Origin of the sequence: Streptomyces sp. NPDC048258, assembly GCF_043201995.1 — a bacterium.
Classification (GTDB): domain Bacteria; phylum Actinomycetota; class Actinomycetes; order Streptomycetales; family Streptomycetaceae; genus Streptomyces.
Genome location: NZ_JBICZH010000006.1, coordinates 355837 through 371597, shown reverse-complemented (window position 1 = coordinate 371597; position 15761 = coordinate 355837). Strand labels below are relative to the sequence as shown.

The window sequence follows — 15761 nt, the reverse complement described above, 5'->3', positions numbered from 1 at the left end:
ACGCCGGGATCACGAGCCGCTGCGCAACCGTCTCGGCTCCCCAGGGCCAAGCCGGGCGAGCGGCGCATCCGACGGCGGCGCCGGAACCGCACGGCGCCGAGCCCAACGCCGGGATCACGAGCCGCTGCGCAACCGTCTCGGCTCCCCAGGGCCAAGCCGGGCGAGCGGCGCATCCGACGGCGGCGCCGGAACCGCACGGCGGCGGGCCCAACGCCGGGATCACGAGCCGCTGCGCAACCGTCTCGGCTCCCCAGGGCCAAGCCGGGCGAGCGGCGCGTCCGACGGCGGGGCGGGGACCGCACGGCGGCGGGCCGTGGAGGTGCCCGTCCAGCAGGTGCCGCGGCGGGCCAGGAGGCGGTGCAGCCACAGTTCCATCGAGACGAGTTCCGCCAGCCCGTCCAGCGGGACCGGGCGGCCGTCCGCCGCGTCGAGCAGGGCCTGTTGGACGACCCGGGCGTCGATCAGCCCGGCGTCCGCCAGCAGCGGCGAGGCGAAGAGGGACAGCAGCTCGGTCAGGGCCGCCCGCAGCCCCAGCCGGGTGGCCGTCTCGTTCGGGGCGTGGGCCGTGACGCCCCAGCCCGGCGGGAGTTCCCGTACGCCGGCCGAGGACAGGACGCTGCGCAGGATCGCGGCCCGGGCCCCTGGCTGGACGCGCAGGGATTCGGGGAGGGCGCGGGCAGCCCGCACGACCTGGTTGTCCAGGAACGGGGCGTGCAGGCGCTGGCTGCGGACCTCCACGGCCTGTTCGAAGACCCGGTGGTCCGCGGCGTGGCGGGCGAGCAGCGCGCGGGCGCGGGCCTCCCCCGGCCGCAGTGACAGCGGCGGGCGGCCGGCGGCGGCCGTGAGGCGGATCGATACTTCCGCCAGTGCCTCGCCCGTCAGCCAGCCCGCCGCCGGTCCCGGCCGGGACCAGGTCAGGGCGGCGAGGGAGGCGCCCACCGGACCGGAGACGCGCTCGGTGACCCCGCCCTCGCGGAGCCTGGCCGCGGCGGCTTCCATGCCCGCGCGGTACGACGTACGGGCAAGTCTGCGGGCTGCGGAGTACACGGTCAGCGGCACCAGCAGGGACTCCCCGGACGCTCCGGAGGCGGAGGCCGAACGGGCCAGGGCCGCCACCGGGCGCAGCAGGTGGCGGCGGCGGCGGTCCATCAGCAGGTCGGCCATGCGGGCCGGGTGCGCGTCGAGGACCTGGCGGGCGCCGTGGCCGGTGAAGTGGTCGGCCGAACCGGCGGCCAGCCGGCGCCGCTCGCGGGCGGCGAAGACCAGGGAGGGGCCGGGTTCGTCGGTGAGCGGGCCGTCGAGTTCGGCGTACGGGAGGGCTTCCTCGGCGGCGGCCACCACCACGTGGTGCAGCCGCGGGTCGGCGGCGATGGCCCGGGCCCGCTCCAGTTCGGGCTCGCGGCCCTGCGGGGTGGCCAGGTCGTTGAAGGTGACCGCCAGCAGCCGGGCCCCGGCCGGGCTGGCCAGACTGCCCGGGGCTCCCGGCAGGCCGGCCGCCAGGAGGGCCAGGGTCGCGGAGGCGCTGCCGCCGGAGAGGTCGGCGCCCACGCCCGGCGCCGGGGCGCCGCGGGCCGCGCGCCGGTCGGCGGGGCCCATGCCGGGCACGGGGCCGGGATCGTACGGCGGCAACGTGTCGGGGGCATGGCGGGGCGCCGTGAGCCGGGCGCGCACGGCATCCACCAAAGCTTCCCGTACGCCCTCCACCGCGCGGTCGGCATCGGCCTCGGGCGCGGCCACCGCGAGCGAGGCGACCGCCTCGTAACCGGTGATCTCCCGGGAGCCCTCGCGCAGGATGAGCGCGTGCCCGGGCGGGATGCGGCGGACACCGGCGTACGGTGTGCCGTCGCCCAGTGCCTCCGGGCTGTCGGGGCAGGCCAGCAGGGCGGCGAGATGGCCGATGTCGAGCTGCGCCTCGATGAGGTCGGCGAGCGGGAGGGCGGCGGTGGCGTACGCCGTGCCGCTCGCCCACGGGGTGTAGAAGACGGGGCGCGCGCCCGCGAGGTCGCCGACGACGGTGATCCGGCGTCCGGCCTGGACGACGGCGGTGTAGCTGCCGGGCCACTGGGTGAGGTGGCGCAGGGCCCCGCCTCGGGCGGCGTAGAGCGCGCGGCGCAGTTCGGCGTCGGTCGCGCCGCAGCAGCCGAGTACGGCGAGCCGGGTGAAGGGGTCGGCCGGGTCGGCGGTGAGGGTGCGGATCTCGTCGGGGCGCCAGTCGCCGACGGCCCAGAGGGGGTCGGGGTCTCCCCAGAGCAGCTGGGCGCCGACGGGGTGGACGGTGCGCTCGGCGTCCACGCCGGGGTCGCCCGGATGGGCGGCGTCGGCGATGCCGCCGTGCAGGGGCGCGCCGCTCTCGCCGTAGCCGCCCTGGCCGTAGCCGCCCTGGCCGGAGGGGCCTTGGCCGGAGACGCGGCCGGCCGTGCCGAAGCTCGCGGCGATACTGCTCCAACCCACCAACCAGCGCACCGCCGCCTCCCCAGCCTGTGGGCACATGACCGGGGCACGGGCAGCACGGTCGGCGCTGAGGGCGCGGCCGGCGGGACCCCGGATGGCTCGGGTCCATGCTGCCACGGGACAGGCGTGCGAGAGGGTTAAAGGGGGCGCGCATGCAAACGAACACGCCCCCGCCACGCGGTATTTGGCGTTCCGTTCCACCCGCCCCATAGGTCGCTTTCGGCCATTCTTCGGCCGTACTGAGAGCCGCTGGGGGCCGTCGGCCCCCGGTGCGCGGGCGCGGTCCGGGAGGCGGAATCCACCCCCCGGACCGTTCCGCCACCCGCGGGGATTGAGGTAGCGGCATCCCCCGGCCCGCCCGATCCACGCAGCGGGCCGACCCACGCACCGCACATCGAATCGCCGGGCCCCCCGACCGGCCAGAGCGCACGGGCGGGCGCACGGCCACACGGGCGGAGCACGCGATGACACGCGCGCCCCGGGTACGGGTCCGGACCGGACTGTGCAAACGGACAACAATCCCGCCATACGGAAGTCTGGGCCTTAACGCTTGGGAGGCGGGGAACTACGCTGGGTTTACGAAATGCCGGGCGCCTATGCCCCGGCGGCGTATGCGTTCCGCGTGTGACGAGGGGTGGCGCATGTCCAGGGAGCTCCGCGAGCCCAATGAGAAGCTCGGCGCCGTCCTCGCCCTCGCGGGCATCAGCAACGCCGGGCTGGCCCGGCGGGTCAACGACCTCGGCGCGCAGCGCGGCCTGACGCTTCGGTACGACAAGACGTCGGTGGCCCGGTGGGTGTCGAAGGGGATGGTGCCGCAGGGCGCCGCCCCGCATCTGATCGCGGCCGCCATCGGCGCGAAACTGGGGCGGCCGGTGCCCCTGCACGAGATCGGGCTGGCGGACGCGGACCCCGCGCCCGAGGTCGGCCTGGCCTTCCCGCGCGACGTGGGCGCGGCGGTGCGGTCGGCCACCGACCTCTACCGGCTCGACCTGGCCGGCCGGCGCGGTGGTGGCGGGATCTGGCAGTCGCTCGCCGGTTCGTTCTCGGTGGCGGCGTACGCGACGCCCGCCTCGCGCTGGCTGATATCTCCCGTCGACGGTTCGGTGGCACGCGAGCCGACGGTCCCCGGCACATCGGTTCAGACCCCCTCGGCTCAGGCGCCCCCGGTTCAGGCGCCCCCGGTTCAGGACGTCCCACCGCATGACGCACCGGCGGTGGGACCGGCGACCGGCCTGGCGCCACGCTCGGCGACCGGCCCGACGACAGGACCCGTGACAGGCGCGGCCGGCAGCCTGCCCGCTCCACCGTCCACCGTTGTGCCCGCCCAGCCCGGCCCCGAAACGCCGCGCGACCACGGCCAGCGCGTCGGCCACAGCGACGTGACGAAACTGCGCGAGGCCGCCGAGGACGCCCGTCGCTGGGACTCCAAGTACGGCGGCGGCGACTGGCGTTCGTCGATGGTGCCCGAGTGCCTGCGGGTGGACGCGGCGCCCCTGCTGCTCGGCTCCTACACCGACGAGGTGGGCCGCGCGCTGTTCGGCGCGACCGCCGAACTGACGCGGCTCGCCGGGTGGATGGCCTTCGACACCGGCCAGCAGGAGGCGGCCCAGCGCTACTACATCCAGGCGCTGCGCCTCTCCCGCGCGGCCGCGGACGTGCCCCTCGGCGGTTACGTGCTGGCCTCGATGTCCCTGCAGGCGACCTACCGGGACTTCCCGGACGAGGGCGTGGACCTCGCGCAGGCGGCCGTCGAACGCAACCGGGGCCTGGCCACCGCCCGCACCATGAGCTTCTTCCGCCTCGTCGAGGCCCGGGCGCACGCGAAGGCGGGCGACTCGGCGGCCGCAGGAGCCGCGCTCCGGGCGGCCGAGGGGTGGCTCGAACGCGCCCGGGACGGCGATCCTGACCCGACCTGGCTCGGTTTCTACTCGTACGATCGTTTCGCGGCGGATGCGGCGGAATGCTACCGGGACCTCAAACTCCCGCGGCAGGTCCGGCGCTTCACCGAGCAGGCCCTCTCCCGGCCCACCGAGGAGTACGTACGGTCGCACGGGCTGCGCCTGGTCGTGAGCGCGGTCGCCGAGCTGGAGTCGGGCAATCTCGACGCGGCCTGCGCGGCGGGCACCCGGGCGGTGGAGGTGGCGGGCAGGATCTCCTCGGCGCGCACGACCGAGTACGTACGGGACCTGCTGCACCGCCTGGAACCGTACGGGGACGAGCCGCGCGTCGCGGAGCTGCGCGAGCGGGCCCGGCCGCTGCTGGTGGCGCCGGCGTAGGGCCTGCCCGGCCGCGTTGTCGGTGGCGGGGTGCAGTATGCAGGGGTGGGAGGTGTCAGCGTGGGCGGCGGCGTGGACTGCGATGTGCTGGTGATCGGCGGCGGAATCGTCGGCTTGTCGACGGCGCACGCCCTGTCGCGCCTGGCCCCGGGGACCCGGGTGGTGGTCCTGGAGAAGGAGACCGGCCCGGCGCGGCACCAGACGGGCCGCAACAGCGGGGTGATCCACAGCGGGATCTACTACCGCCCCGGATCGCTCAAGGCGCGCTTCGCGGTGCGCGGCGCCGCCGAGATGGTCAAGTTCTGCGCGGAGCACGGGATCGCGCACGAGGTGACGGGCAAGCTGATCGTCGCCACCGAGCGCGAGGAGCTGCCGCGGCTGCACGCCCTGGTCCAGCGGGGCCGCGAGAACGGCATTCCGGTGCGCGAGCTGGGTCCGGCCCAGATCGCGGAGTACGAACCGGAGGTGCGGGGCCTGGCCGCGATCCACGTGGCCAGCACCGGCATCGCGGACTACGGCACGGTGACCGCCCAGCTGGCGGAGTCCTCGGGCGCGGAGATCGTCTACGGCGGCGCGGTGGACCTGATCTCGCGGCGCCCCTCCGCCGTGGCGGTGCGCACGACCTCCGGCCTGGTGGTCCGGGCCCGGGTCCTGGTGAACTGCGCGGGCCTCCAGTGCGACCGGATCGCCCGCCTGGCCGGGGACGACCCCGGGATGCGGATCATCCCCTTCCGCGGCGAGTACTACGACCTGGCCCGCCCCGAGCTGGTGCGCGGGCTGGTCTACCCGGTCCCCGACCCCGCCTTCCCCTTCCTGGGGGTCCACCTGACCCGGGGCATCGGCGGCGGCGTCCACGTCGGCCCCAACGCCGTGCCCGCGCTGGCCCGCGAGGGCTATGCCTGGTCCACGGTCCGGCCGCGCGACATCGGCTCCGAGCTGTCCTGGCCGGGATCCTGGCGGATGGCCGCGCGGCACTGGCGGTACGGGGCGGGGGAGATCCACCGCTCGCTGTCGAAGCAGGCCTTCACCCGGGCGGTGCGCCGCCTGGTGCCGGCCGTCACCGCCGCCGACCTCCGGCCCGCCCCGGCAGGGGTCCGGGCGCAGGCCGTGCTGCGGGACGGGACCCTGGTGGACGACTTCCTGATCCGGGACGCCCCGCGGACGGTGCACGTCCTCAACGCTCCGTCGCCGGCCGCGACCGCGTCGCTCCCGATCGGCCGCGAGATCGCGACCCGCGCGCTCCACACCCTCCGCACGTCCTGACCCCTCCGGGGTCGGGCCCCGCCGCTGCGCGGAGCCTCTCCCGGGCTCCGCCCGGACCCGCGCCTCAATCGCCGGCGGGGCTGGGTTCGGCTTCGCCCCCCGGCACCGGCCCGGCGCAGCCGAGCTCCACCTCGGCCAGCCCCCGGCAGGGGTTCGTCCCCGTCGTAGAATCAGCTCATTGTGTCTGAGTCCCTGAATCCCCAGTCGCCCAGCCTCCCGGACGCCGCGCCGGAGGCGAGCTCGTACGTGCCCCCCAAGTGGCGGACCGAGCCCCGGTTCCCCGACGGGCCCGCGCCGGACCCGGCCGGCTCGCACCACGAGCGGCGCATCCGGAGCTTCCAGCCCCGGCGCAGCCGGGTCACCACCGGCCAGGGCGAAGCCCTGAAGCGTCTGTGGGGCACCTGGGGCCTGGACATCGACGGCCACGAGGTCATCGACCTCAAGACCCTCTTCGACGGTCTCCCCGTCATCCTGGAGATCGGCTTCGGCATGGGCGAGGCCACCGCCCAGATGGCCGCCGCCGACCCCACCACCGGCATCCTCGCCGCCGACGTGCACACCCCCGGCCAGGGCAACCTCCTCGCCCTCGCCGAGCGGGGCGGCCTCACCAACATCCGCGTGGCCAACGGCGACGCGATCATCCTGCTCCGCGAGATGCTGCCGCCCGACTCCCTGGCCGGGATCCGCGTGTACTTCCCGGACCCGTGGCCCAAGGCCCGTCACCACAAGCGCCGGCTGATCCAGCCCGAGTTCCTCACCCTGGCCGCCACCCGCCTGGCCCCCGGGGCCGTGCTGCACTGCGCGACCGACTGGGAACCGTACGCCGAGCAGATGCTCGAAGTGCTGACCGCCCACCCGGACTTCGAGAACACGCAGGCCGACGGCGGCTACTCCCCGCGCCCCGGCTTCCGCCCGCTCACCCGCTTCGAGGGCCAGGGCCTCGACAAGGGCCACGTCGTACACGACTTGCTCTTCCGTCGCACCGAGAACTGAGAACGTCACTCCACGTGTCAGACCGGCTCGGTAGGGTCATCATGTGTTCCGAGCGCTCCGTCCTCAGCTCGCCCGGCTCGCACGCCCGTCGGGCACGGTCCGCGTGTGCGTGCTCGTCGTCCTGCTCGCCGGCACCGGGATCGCGATCCTCGAACTCGTACGGGAACAGACGGGCACCGCGGGCTTCTTCGTAGGCCTCGGTCTGGCCCTGCTCCCGGTGGCGCCCCTCATGGCGGCCTTCCGGTGGCTCGGCCGGGCCGCGCCCGCGCCCTGGGTCCAGCTGCTGTTCTGCTTCGGCTGGGGCGCCTGCACGGCCGCGCTGATCGCCATACTGGCCAACAGCTTCGCCACCCAGTGGATAGCCGCGGCGACGGCCGACGCCGCCGACGCCGATGCCCTCGGCTCGGTGGCGATCGCCCCGGTGGTGGAGGAGAGCGCCAAGGCCGCGGCCCTGCTCCTCGTCTTCGTCTTCCGCAGACGGCATTTCACCGGCCCCGCCGACGGTTTCGTGGTGGCCGGCTTCACCGCCACCGGCTTCGCCTTCACCGAGAACATCCTCTACCTCGGCAACGCCTTCGGTGAGGACGTGGCCGACGGCACCGGCCTCCTGGACTCGGTGACGGCGGCGACCTTCTTCGTACGAATAGTGCTGTCGCCGTTCGCGCATCCGCTGTTCACCGTGCTCACCGGGCTCGGCTTCGGCGCGGCCGCGGTCAGTGCCCGCCGGGTGCGCAGGATCGGTTTGCCACTGCTCGGCCTGGCGCTCGCCATGACGATGCACGCGCTGTGGAACAGCGCCTCCCAGTTGGGGGAGTACGGGTTCTACGCGGTCTACGGCTGCGTGATGGTCCCGGCGTTCGGGCTGCTGCTGTGGCTGGCGGTCCGGATAAGGCGACGCCGGCTGCGGGCCGTCGCCGGGGAGCTCGCGGTGTACGCGGCCGCCGGCTGGCTCGGTCCGGCCGAGGTCCCGGCCCTGGCTTCGATGCCGGCCCGGTCACTGGCCCGCAGCCTGGCCCGGCGCAGTGGGGGCCGGGCCGCCGGGCGGGCGGTCGCCCTGTACGAGGCGGACGCCGCGGCCCTGGCGCTGCTACGGAACCGGGCGCGCCGGGGCGGCCCGGTACGCGAGCCGGATTTCGCCGGCCGGGAGCGGGAGTTGCTGCACAGCCTCTGGCAGCGCCGGGCGACGGCGGGCCCCGCGCTGGCCCGCGCGGCGGTCATGGAGGAACTGCTTCCCCCGTGGTTCGACCCCCTGGCCCGCGGGCCGGGCCCCGGCGTCGCACCTGCCGGCACGCCGGCCGGCCTACCGGCGGCTAGACGTCCAGACCCTTGGAGGTCAGCCACGCCAGCGGGTCGATCGTCGAGCCGCCCTTGCGTACTTCCAGGTGGAGATGGGGTCCGGTGACGTTGCCGGTGGCGCCGACGCGGCCGATGGTCTCGCCGGGCGCGACCGAGCCGGAGGTCACCGACATCGAGGAGAGGTGGCAGTACCAGACCTCCGTACCGTCCTCCAGCTGCAGCACGATCCGGTAGCCGTACGCGCCGGACCAGCCGGCCGAGGTGATCTTCCCGGCGGCCACGGCCTTGGCCGGGGTGCCGGTGGGAGCGGCGAAGTCGAGGCCGGTGTGGTAGCCGGAGGACCACATGGAGCCGGAGACCCCGTAGTGCGAGGTGAGGGTGTAGGCGGAGGTGGGCAGGGAGTAGCTCCCCGCCAGTTCGGCGACGCGCTCCTGCTCGGCCTTGGCCTCCGCGGCCTTGCGGGCCTCCTCGGCCTCCTGCGCCGCCTTCGCCTCGGCCTGCGCCGCGGCTTCCTCGGCCGCCTTGCGCGCGGCCTCCACCTTGGCCTTGGCCTCCTGGGCGGCGGCCTCCCGGGCGATCCGCTCGGCCTCCGCCTGGGCCTGCGCCGCCGCGGCGGCGTGCTGGGAATCGGCCTGCTGGAGGATGCGGTTGCGCAGCAACTCGCCCGCGTCGGCGCGCCGGTCGGACTGCTGCGGGATGATCCCGGTCCTCGCGGCCGCCCCGGCCGCCTCCCCGGAACCGCCGTCCGCGTGCCGGACGCCGTCCCCGGTGATCCCGTCGCCGGAGCCGCCGGGCATCAGGTCGGGCAGATCGGGCATGTCGGGCAACGACGGCAGGGATATGGCGACTTGGGGACGGTCCTGCGCGGTGGCGATGCCGCCCGCGCCGACCGCCGCGATGACGCCGACGCCCAGCACGGTGGAGCTGCGCGCGAGTCCCCCGCGCTGCTTGGCCACCCGGTGCTTGCCGCGTACCGGACGGACCGAATCCTCGGTGGGATTCCACTCGCCCCAGGCACCCGCGGTGGGCGGCTCCTGGATCTCTGTGCCTTCAGGGGCAGGCAAGTTGGAGGCCACCGGGGCACACTCCTCATTGACACGCACGCGCACGGCGCCGTCTCTTGCGACGGCTGGGACGACCGCGCTGCGTTATCGAAAGGTAATAGACGCGGGGGAGTGATTCCAAGCTGTTGCGATTGATCGTTCGTACCAATCGGCCACTCCCCGACGGGTCTTGGCCACGCCTTTTCATCCGATAACTGGATCAACTCGGGCAAAAATCAAGCGACTCCCCCACCTCACCGGCCACACACCGGAAATGACGGACCCTCAACTACCTTGCGGAGAGCGCCCTTTCCGTTACACACCGTTACACGCCGTGATCACGGCGTACCACCGGGACGGTCCGCCGCCGATCCGGCTGCCCCCGCCCCGGCCGGCCCACCGCGAGCAGCGCCATGTCGTCCGTCGCCACGCCCCCGGTATGCCGGCGCACGTCGTCGCTGAGCGCGCCCAGCAGCGCCTCCGGCCCGGGGAAGACCCGCCCGCGCAGCCGGTCCGCGGGATCGTAGAAGGCCCCCGCCCGGTCCCGGGCCTCGGTGAGCCCGTCGGTGTACAGCAGCAGGGTGGTGCCGGCCGGGAAGGCCCACTCCTCGGCCCGGTCCGGCAGGCCGCCCAGCTCGCCGAGGCCGAGCGGCAGGGCGGGCTCACCCGGGGCGAGCACCGTCAGCTCTCCGTCCGCGTACAGCAGCAGCGGCTCGGGATGGCCGCGGTTGAGCAGCCGCAGCGCCCCCGCGCCCGGCGGGATCTCTCCGAGCACGCACGTCGTGAACCCCTCCACCACGTCCAGGCTGTCGCGCCGGGTGCCTTCCCGGGCCAAGGCCCGTTCCAGCCGCTGCGCCAGGGCCTCCAACGTCGGCTCGGTCTCCGCCGCCTCCCGGAAGGCCCCGAGGACGACCGCCACGGCCTCCACCGCCCCCAGCCCCTTGCCCCGTACGTCGCCCACCGCCAGCCGCACTCCGTACGGGGTCTCCTGGACCGCGTACAGGTCCCCGCCGATGAAGGCGTCGGCCTGCGCGGCCTCGTACCGGGCGGAGACGTGCAGGCCGCCGATCCGCTCGGCGGGCGTGGGCAGCACCGCCCGCTGCGCGGCCTCGGCGATCCCGCGCGCGGAGGCGAGCTGCCTGCCGCTGCGCCGCACCACCCGGTTGATCAGGAGCGCCAGCCCGGAGACGGTCAGGACGGTGGCGAGCTCGGTCAGCGCCTCGACCTTCCAGCTGGTGCCGTTGTAGATGTGCAGCAGGACGACCGCGAGCGAGGCCAGCGCACCGGTCGCGGCCGTGGCGCGGAGGGTGAACAGCGGGGCGGCGATCAGCGGGGCCGCGGAGAAGAAGGGGGATCCGGTGAAGCTGGGCGGGGTCAGCACGTCGAAGACCAGGCCGACGGCGATCAGTACGCCCGGCAGCGCCCGGACCACCTGCCGGGCCACACCGCTCCCGGCACCGTTGACGCCGTTGCCGTTGCCGACGCCCACCACGATGCCTTCCTGCCGCCCGGTCGCTCGCACGGGTGCGGGCCCGCCACCGCCTCGCCCCTCAAGGCTGGCGGCACGGATGCCCGTGGGCGACCCGGCGGCGGCCGACCGGGTGACGGAGCGTGAGGTGACGGGCCGGGACATCGGAACACGACGAAGGCCCGGCTCCCCCAAGGGAACCGGGCCTTCGTACTGAGTAGCGGGGGCAGGATTTGAACCTACGACCTCTGGGTTATGAGCCCAGCGAGCTACCGAGCTGCTCCACCCCGCGTCGGTAAACACAACTCTACGCCATCCGGGGGGAGGCCTCCGCCAATTAACCGCCGACCCACCCCCAGGGCCCACATCGGCGCAGGTCACAGCCCTGAAACCGGGATTCTGCGGGGGCCGGGAACGCGAGGGGGCGGCCCGGGACCGGATGCGCGGAACGAAGATCATCTCTGTTGCACGCCGGTGACACTCCAGGCATGGTTCCGGGATCGGATCCGGGCGATGATCCACCTGTCGCCAAGGCCAGGGGGGAACACGCACCGGCCGGGCGACACCGACCACACCAACGGCTCGGCGCTCTGCCGATGCCCCTGTGATTCCTGGGGGGAGTCCACCATGTCCGTTCGCACCGCAGCCGCCATCGCAGTCGTCGCCGGCGTTGTCACCACTCTGCTGCCGCTCTCGGCCACCGCCGCGTCCGCCGCACCCACCGCCGACGACCACGCCGTGCTGCGTACGGAGATGGGCACTCCCGTCCCCAACGGCCCGCTGACCCGCGGCGGCGCCACCGAGACCTTCGACCTCACGGTGAAGAACCCGACCGGCAAGGTCGTCACGTACAAGCCGTGGATGCTCCTGGACCCGACCGGCGCGAGCCCGCTGCAGCACGACGACGTCGTCTTCAAGGTCGACGCGGTGGACGCCCCGGCGACCAAGTCCTCGATCGGCCAGCAGGACGGCGAGTGGCAGGGCCTGTTCTACCCGGCGTCCTCCGGCTCGGACGGCACGAGCGGCTTCGACATCCCGGCGAACGGCAAGATGACCTGGAAGGTCACCCTCGGTCTCGGTGCGAACTACCCGACCAACGACGGGGACTTCGACTTCCGGGCCACCAGCTACAACAACTCGGTCGACCCCTCCGCCACCGCCTCCCGCGTGTTCAAGGTCGACCCGCAGATCAAGACGGGCGCGCTGAAGACCTCGTTCAAGCAGGGCGCCTCCGAGACGGGCGGCCAGGAGCAGCGCGCGTACTACGACCTGAACTACCAGGCCACCGGCGACGGCTCGTTCGCCACCGGCCTGTCGAGCACCCTGAGCCTGAAGCACCCGGGCACGGAGGAGGCCGACTTCCGGCTGCAGGCCATGATCGACGGCCGCTGGCAGGACCTGAAGGCCAAGGACAGCCGCTACCAGCTGCCCGAGATCCCCAAGGGCTTCGGCGCCGCCTCCGGCATCCGCACCCTGCCGCTGCGGGTCAGCCTGGGCAAGGACACCCAGCTCAAGAAGAAGACCACCATCACCATGGAGGTCGAGGTCTCGCTGGCCAAGGGCAACACGTACCCGTTCCACTCCGGCTACGTGAAGTTCCCGCTCGTCCCGATCGTGGAGACGGTGCCGACCCCGACCCCGTCCACCACGCCCGGCAAGACCCAGTCCACCGCCACGGTGCAGCCGGCCGCCGCCACCTCCTCGGCCGCCGCCGCGGGCAACACCAACGTGACCACCACGGGTTCGGCCACCGGCTCCCTCGCCAACACCGGCGCCAACTCGGGCACGGGCCTGTACGCCGGCCTCGCCTCCGCCCTGGTCGCCCTCGGCGCGGCCGCCGCCTGGCTCGGCGCCCGCCGCCGCCGCGGCCACTCCGCCTGATCTGCACCTCGTACGACGAAGCGCCCCGCCCGATGACTTCGGGCGGGGCGCTTCGGCGTACGGGCCGCGGGGGTTGCTCCCGCGGCCCTGAGCGGTAGGCCATGTCGGACTCGAACCGACAACCAACGGATTAAAAGTCCGCTGCTCTGCCAATTGAGCTAATGGCCCTCCAGGTGCTCACCCCAGAGCATAGCCGGACAGCGCCGGTCAGCCGATCGGGTATCGGCCGACCGGCCTGTCGGCGTCAGCGCGTGGGCCGTCCCGCGCGGGACGGGGTACCGACGACGGTGACGGAACCGGTGGTCGTGAGGGCGGCGCCCCGGCCGTCGGCGGGCACGGCGGTGAGCGTCCACTCGTACGCACCGCTGAAGAGGTACGACCCCGACGGGGCCTTCCCGTCCCACGCGGGAGCGATCACGCCGCGCGCCTCACCGCCGCTGCGCACGACCGTCGAGATGCCCGACACCGTGTTGCGCACCGTCAGCTTCCAGGAGGCGACGGGCTTGGAGAGCCACCAGCGGGCCTGCCAGCTCTTCGCGGTCCTGAAGTCCACGGTGGCGGCGGTGTCCTGGTCGATCGCGGCGAGCGGGGAGGCCGCGCCGCCGACCGCGGCGACGTGGACGGTCTCCGTCGCGTCCGTCCACGCCGGTCGGCCGCCGAACCGGTCGAGGGTCCAGTCGGTGCCGTATCCCGCGACGGTCTGCGCGATCTCGCGCTCCCGCACCGGCGCGCCGGAGCGGAGGTTGTACACCTCCAGGCTCACGCCGCCCTGGTGCACGAGGTACCCGTCGCCGAGCCGCACGTGGTCCCGCTCCGGAGTGAAGGGCAGCGGGATCCGCTTCCCCGAGGGCAGGTGGAAGGCGGCGGGGTTGACCCCGCTGTACGAGCAGCTGCTGTACAGCCAGTCGCCTGCGGCCTGGAGTTCGGTCGGACGGCATCCGGAACCGAGGTCCACCCGTTTGGTGACCTTGCCGGTCCGCAGGTCCGTGGCCGCGACCGTGCCCCAGGTCTCGTCGGGCTGCCAGAGCGTCGAACCCCACAGGGCGAAGCCGGAGTCGCCGCCACGGGCCACGATCGTCCCGGCGTCGATATCGGCCACGAGCGTGCGAGAGGCGTTCTTCTCGGTCGCCGAGAACATGACGTACCGGCCCGAGGCACTCTCGATCAGGTACGGCTTGACCTCCTCGGTGCCCGGCAGGGCCACCCGGCGGACCGTGCCGCCGGGGCGGGTCTCCCGCACGTTCACCACGACCCCGCACAGGTCGCAGGTACCGCCCCCGGCCGAGAGCGAGGCGATCCGTCCGTCGCCGGTCGGGACGGTCCAGCCGGGGAGGACGGACCGGGGTGCGCAGAGCCGCTCGTCCGTCGTCTCCTCGCAGCTCCAGTCAGGGGTCTGGTCCGCCGAGGAGGACCCGGACACCGGCAGCGTGTAGCCCTGGAGGCTGCGGGCGGGGTTCTCCTGGCCGGTGATGAGCCGGCCCTGGGCGAGGCTGAGCGTCACCCGGTCCGCGGGGTCCGGCGGCAGGGCCATGACCGTCGTCAATACCGGGGCGCCGTCGGGGCCGGCCGAGATCCGGTGTATCGCCCAGTGGCTGGAGTCGGTGCCTCCGGCCAGGTAGGCGGAGCCGTCCGTGCCCGTCGTCAGGCCCCGGTCCGCGGTCCGGGCGAGCAGGGTGCGCGGAGCGCCGCCGCCCACGGGTACGGCGGTGACCGCGTTGCTCGTCGCCCAGTGGTCCTGCGCGACCAGCCAGTCGCCCACGGGCTGCGTGCGCCCGTACGCGGAAGGGGTGGTGACGGCGCGGGTCACGGCGAGGTCGGCGCGCGAGCGCAGGGTCACCGCTGTGGAGCCGTTCTTGCGCAGCGAGACCCAATGGGAGCCGAGGGCGTAGTCGACGGAGCCCGGGTCCGTCTCGCCCTCCGGCAGGGCCAGCGGGGTCAGCGTGGCCTTGGCGTAGTCGAGCAGGGCGAGGGTCTCCTTGCCGCCGGCCGGCAGGTAGGTGATCAGCGCGCCCTTCTCGTCGGAGGTCCGCACCTGGAACCGGTGGGACCCGAAGCGTTCCGGGGCGGAGACGGTGACGTCCTTGCGCGGTTCGTTCTCACGGCCGATCAGGTGCAGGGTGAGCCGGCCCTCCGCGTCCTGCTCGGTGGCCAGGACCTGGGTCGGCGAGAAGGTGTTGGTCCAGGACCGGCCGGCCGGGGCGGCGAGGGTCTCGCTGCGGCCCGTGGCCTGGTCGTGGATGGTCAGCGGCCCCGCGGTCGTGCCGGCCAAGGCACGGTACTCGCAGGCGACGGAGTCGCCGAGGCTCGTCCACCAGCCGTACGGCCCCGAGGGGCAGTCCGCGAGCGGCACTTCGCGGCCGTCCGCGAAGCCCTTCCAGTACATCTTCCCCGCAGGCCGGGACAGCACCACGCCGTTCGGTCCCGCCTCGTGGACCGACTGGTACGACGGTGTCCGGTGCGGCAGCGGAGCGATCGTCAGTTCGTCGCCCGCCGCCGGGCCCGCCGCGGCCGGCCCGGCGGTCAGCGCGCCGATGCCCGTGGCCAGTGCGAGCGCCGCGGCACCCAGCACACGTGTCCGTCTCATGGAACGTCCCCACCCCCAGGAAGAGCGCCGGGGGCCGCCGCGGTTCCGCGCTGCCGTGTCCCCCCACCGCAAATTCCGAATCGTACCAACGTGCGACAGGGCCCCCACGACCGTGTCGTGGGGGCCCTGTCAGGGGTTCAGCTCAGCTGGGATCAGCCGTTGCGCTTCCAGCGCGGCTTGTCGTCGCGGCGGCCGCCGAAGGAGCCGGTGGAACCGGTGGAACCGGAGCCGGACGGGCGGTGGTCGTCGCGGCGGCCGTACGGGCGGTCGCCGGCGCCGCCGGAGCGGAAGCCACCGGACGGACGGTCGTCACGACGGTCGCGGTTGAACGGACGGTCGCCGCCACCGGAGCGGAAGCCGCTGCCGGAGGTGCGGTCGTCACGGTTGTACGTGCCGTTGCCCGTGGACGGACGGTCGCCACCGGAGCGGAAGCCACCCGACGGACGGTCGTCACGGCGGAAGCCACCACGGTCGCCACCACGGTCGTCACGGTTGAAACCACCCGA

At 74.1% G+C, this 15761-nt stretch carries 9 protein-coding genes, 2 tRNA genes and 1 pseudogene; 5 read left to right on the top strand and 7 right to left on the bottom strand.

Annotated features, from left to right (window positions below; all coding sequences use genetic code 11):
* Positions 1-219: 219 nt before the first annotated feature.
* A complete protein-coding gene (locus ACGFYQ_RS17565) occupies positions 220-2463 on the bottom strand; it encodes an asparagine synthase-related protein (RefSeq protein WP_393744674.1) in 2244 nt (747 codons plus the stop codon).
* A gap of 629 nt (positions 2464-3092) precedes the next feature.
* On the opposite strand from ACGFYQ_RS17565, the gene ACGFYQ_RS17560 reads away from it, so the two are divergent.
* The 4 genes from ACGFYQ_RS17560 to ACGFYQ_RS17545 all read left to right on the top strand — a co-directional run bounded on the left by ACGFYQ_RS17560 (position 3093) and on the right by ACGFYQ_RS17545 (position 8385).
* Positions 3093-4727 carry a sporulation protein gene (locus ACGFYQ_RS17560; RefSeq protein WP_393744672.1) on the top strand — a complete coding sequence of 545 codons (1635 nt, stop codon included), beginning with the start codon at positions 3093-3095 and terminating at the stop codon, positions 4725-4727.
* Between the two features lie 30 nt (positions 4728-4757).
* Positions 4758-5990, top strand: a complete 1233-nt coding sequence (gene lhgO, locus ACGFYQ_RS17555) for an L-2-hydroxyglutarate oxidase (protein WP_393744670.1) — start codon at positions 4758-4760, stop codon at positions 5988-5990.
* Positions 5991-6236: 246 nt separating this feature from the next.
* Positions 6237-6983, top strand: a complete 747-nt coding sequence (gene trmB, locus ACGFYQ_RS17550) for a tRNA (guanosine(46)-N7)-methyltransferase TrmB (RefSeq protein ID WP_393744720.1) — start codon at positions 6237-6239, stop codon at positions 6981-6983.
* Positions 6984-7026: 43 nt separating this feature from the next.
* A complete protein-coding gene (locus ACGFYQ_RS17545; RefSeq protein WP_393744668.1) occupies positions 7027-8385 on the top strand; it encodes a PrsW family intramembrane metalloprotease in 1359 nt (452 codons plus the stop codon).
* Here ACGFYQ_RS17545 and ACGFYQ_RS17540 read toward each other — a convergent pair.
* The 3 genes from ACGFYQ_RS17540 to ACGFYQ_RS17530 form a co-directional block, all read right to left on the bottom strand.
* Complete coding sequence (locus ACGFYQ_RS17540; RefSeq protein ID WP_393744666.1) at positions 8294-9355, bottom strand: M23 family metallopeptidase; 1062 nt, start codon at positions 9353-9355, stop codon at positions 8294-8296. The genes ACGFYQ_RS17545 and ACGFYQ_RS17540 overlap by 92 nt on opposite strands.
* A gap of 292 nt (positions 9356-9647) precedes the next feature.
* Positions 9648-10844, bottom strand: coding sequence for a PP2C family protein-serine/threonine phosphatase (locus tag ACGFYQ_RS17535; protein ID WP_393744663.1), 1197 nt, complete (start codon positions 10842-10844; stop codon positions 9648-9650).
* Between the two features lie 164 nt (positions 10845-11008).
* Positions 11009-11082: transfer RNA gene (locus ACGFYQ_RS17530), tRNA-Met, on the bottom strand.
* A 335-nt stretch (positions 11083-11417) separates the two neighbouring features.
* On the opposite strand from ACGFYQ_RS17530, the gene ACGFYQ_RS17525 reads away from it, so the two are divergent.
* On the top strand, positions 11418-12671 hold the full coding sequence (locus ACGFYQ_RS17525) for a hypothetical protein (protein ID WP_393744661.1): 1254 nt from the start codon (positions 11418-11420) through the stop codon (positions 12669-12671).
* A gap of 95 nt (positions 12672-12766) precedes the next feature.
* On the opposite strand, the gene ACGFYQ_RS17520 is transcribed toward ACGFYQ_RS17525, so the two are convergent.
* From ACGFYQ_RS17520 to ACGFYQ_RS17510, 3 genes and pseudogenes are all read right to left on the bottom strand, one after another.
* Positions 12767-12839: transfer RNA gene (locus tag ACGFYQ_RS17520), tRNA-Lys, on the bottom strand.
* A 76-nt stretch (positions 12840-12915) separates the two neighbouring features.
* Positions 12916-15255, bottom strand: coding sequence for a hypothetical protein (locus ACGFYQ_RS17515; RefSeq protein ID WP_393744659.1), 2340 nt, complete (start codon positions 15253-15255; stop codon positions 12916-12918).
* 152 nt (positions 15256-15407) lie between these two features.
* A pseudogene (locus tag ACGFYQ_RS17510) lies at positions 15408-15761 on the bottom strand (RNA helicase); the annotation flags it as partial.

What these genes read in the sequence shown, in the direction of transcription:
- ACGFYQ_RS17560 (WP_393744672.1), top strand. Translation starts at nt 3,093, where the DNA reads ATGTCCAGGGAGCTCCGCGAGCCCAATGAGAAGCTCGGCGCCGTCCTC.
- ACGFYQ_RS17525 (WP_393744661.1), top strand. Translation starts at nt 11,418, where the DNA reads ATGTCCGTTCGCACCGCAGCCGCCATCGCAGTCGTCGCCGGCGTTGTC.
- ACGFYQ_RS17515 (WP_393744659.1), bottom strand. Translation starts at nt 15,255, where the DNA reads ATGAGACGGACACGTGTGCTGGGTGCCGCGGCGCTCGCACTGGCCACG.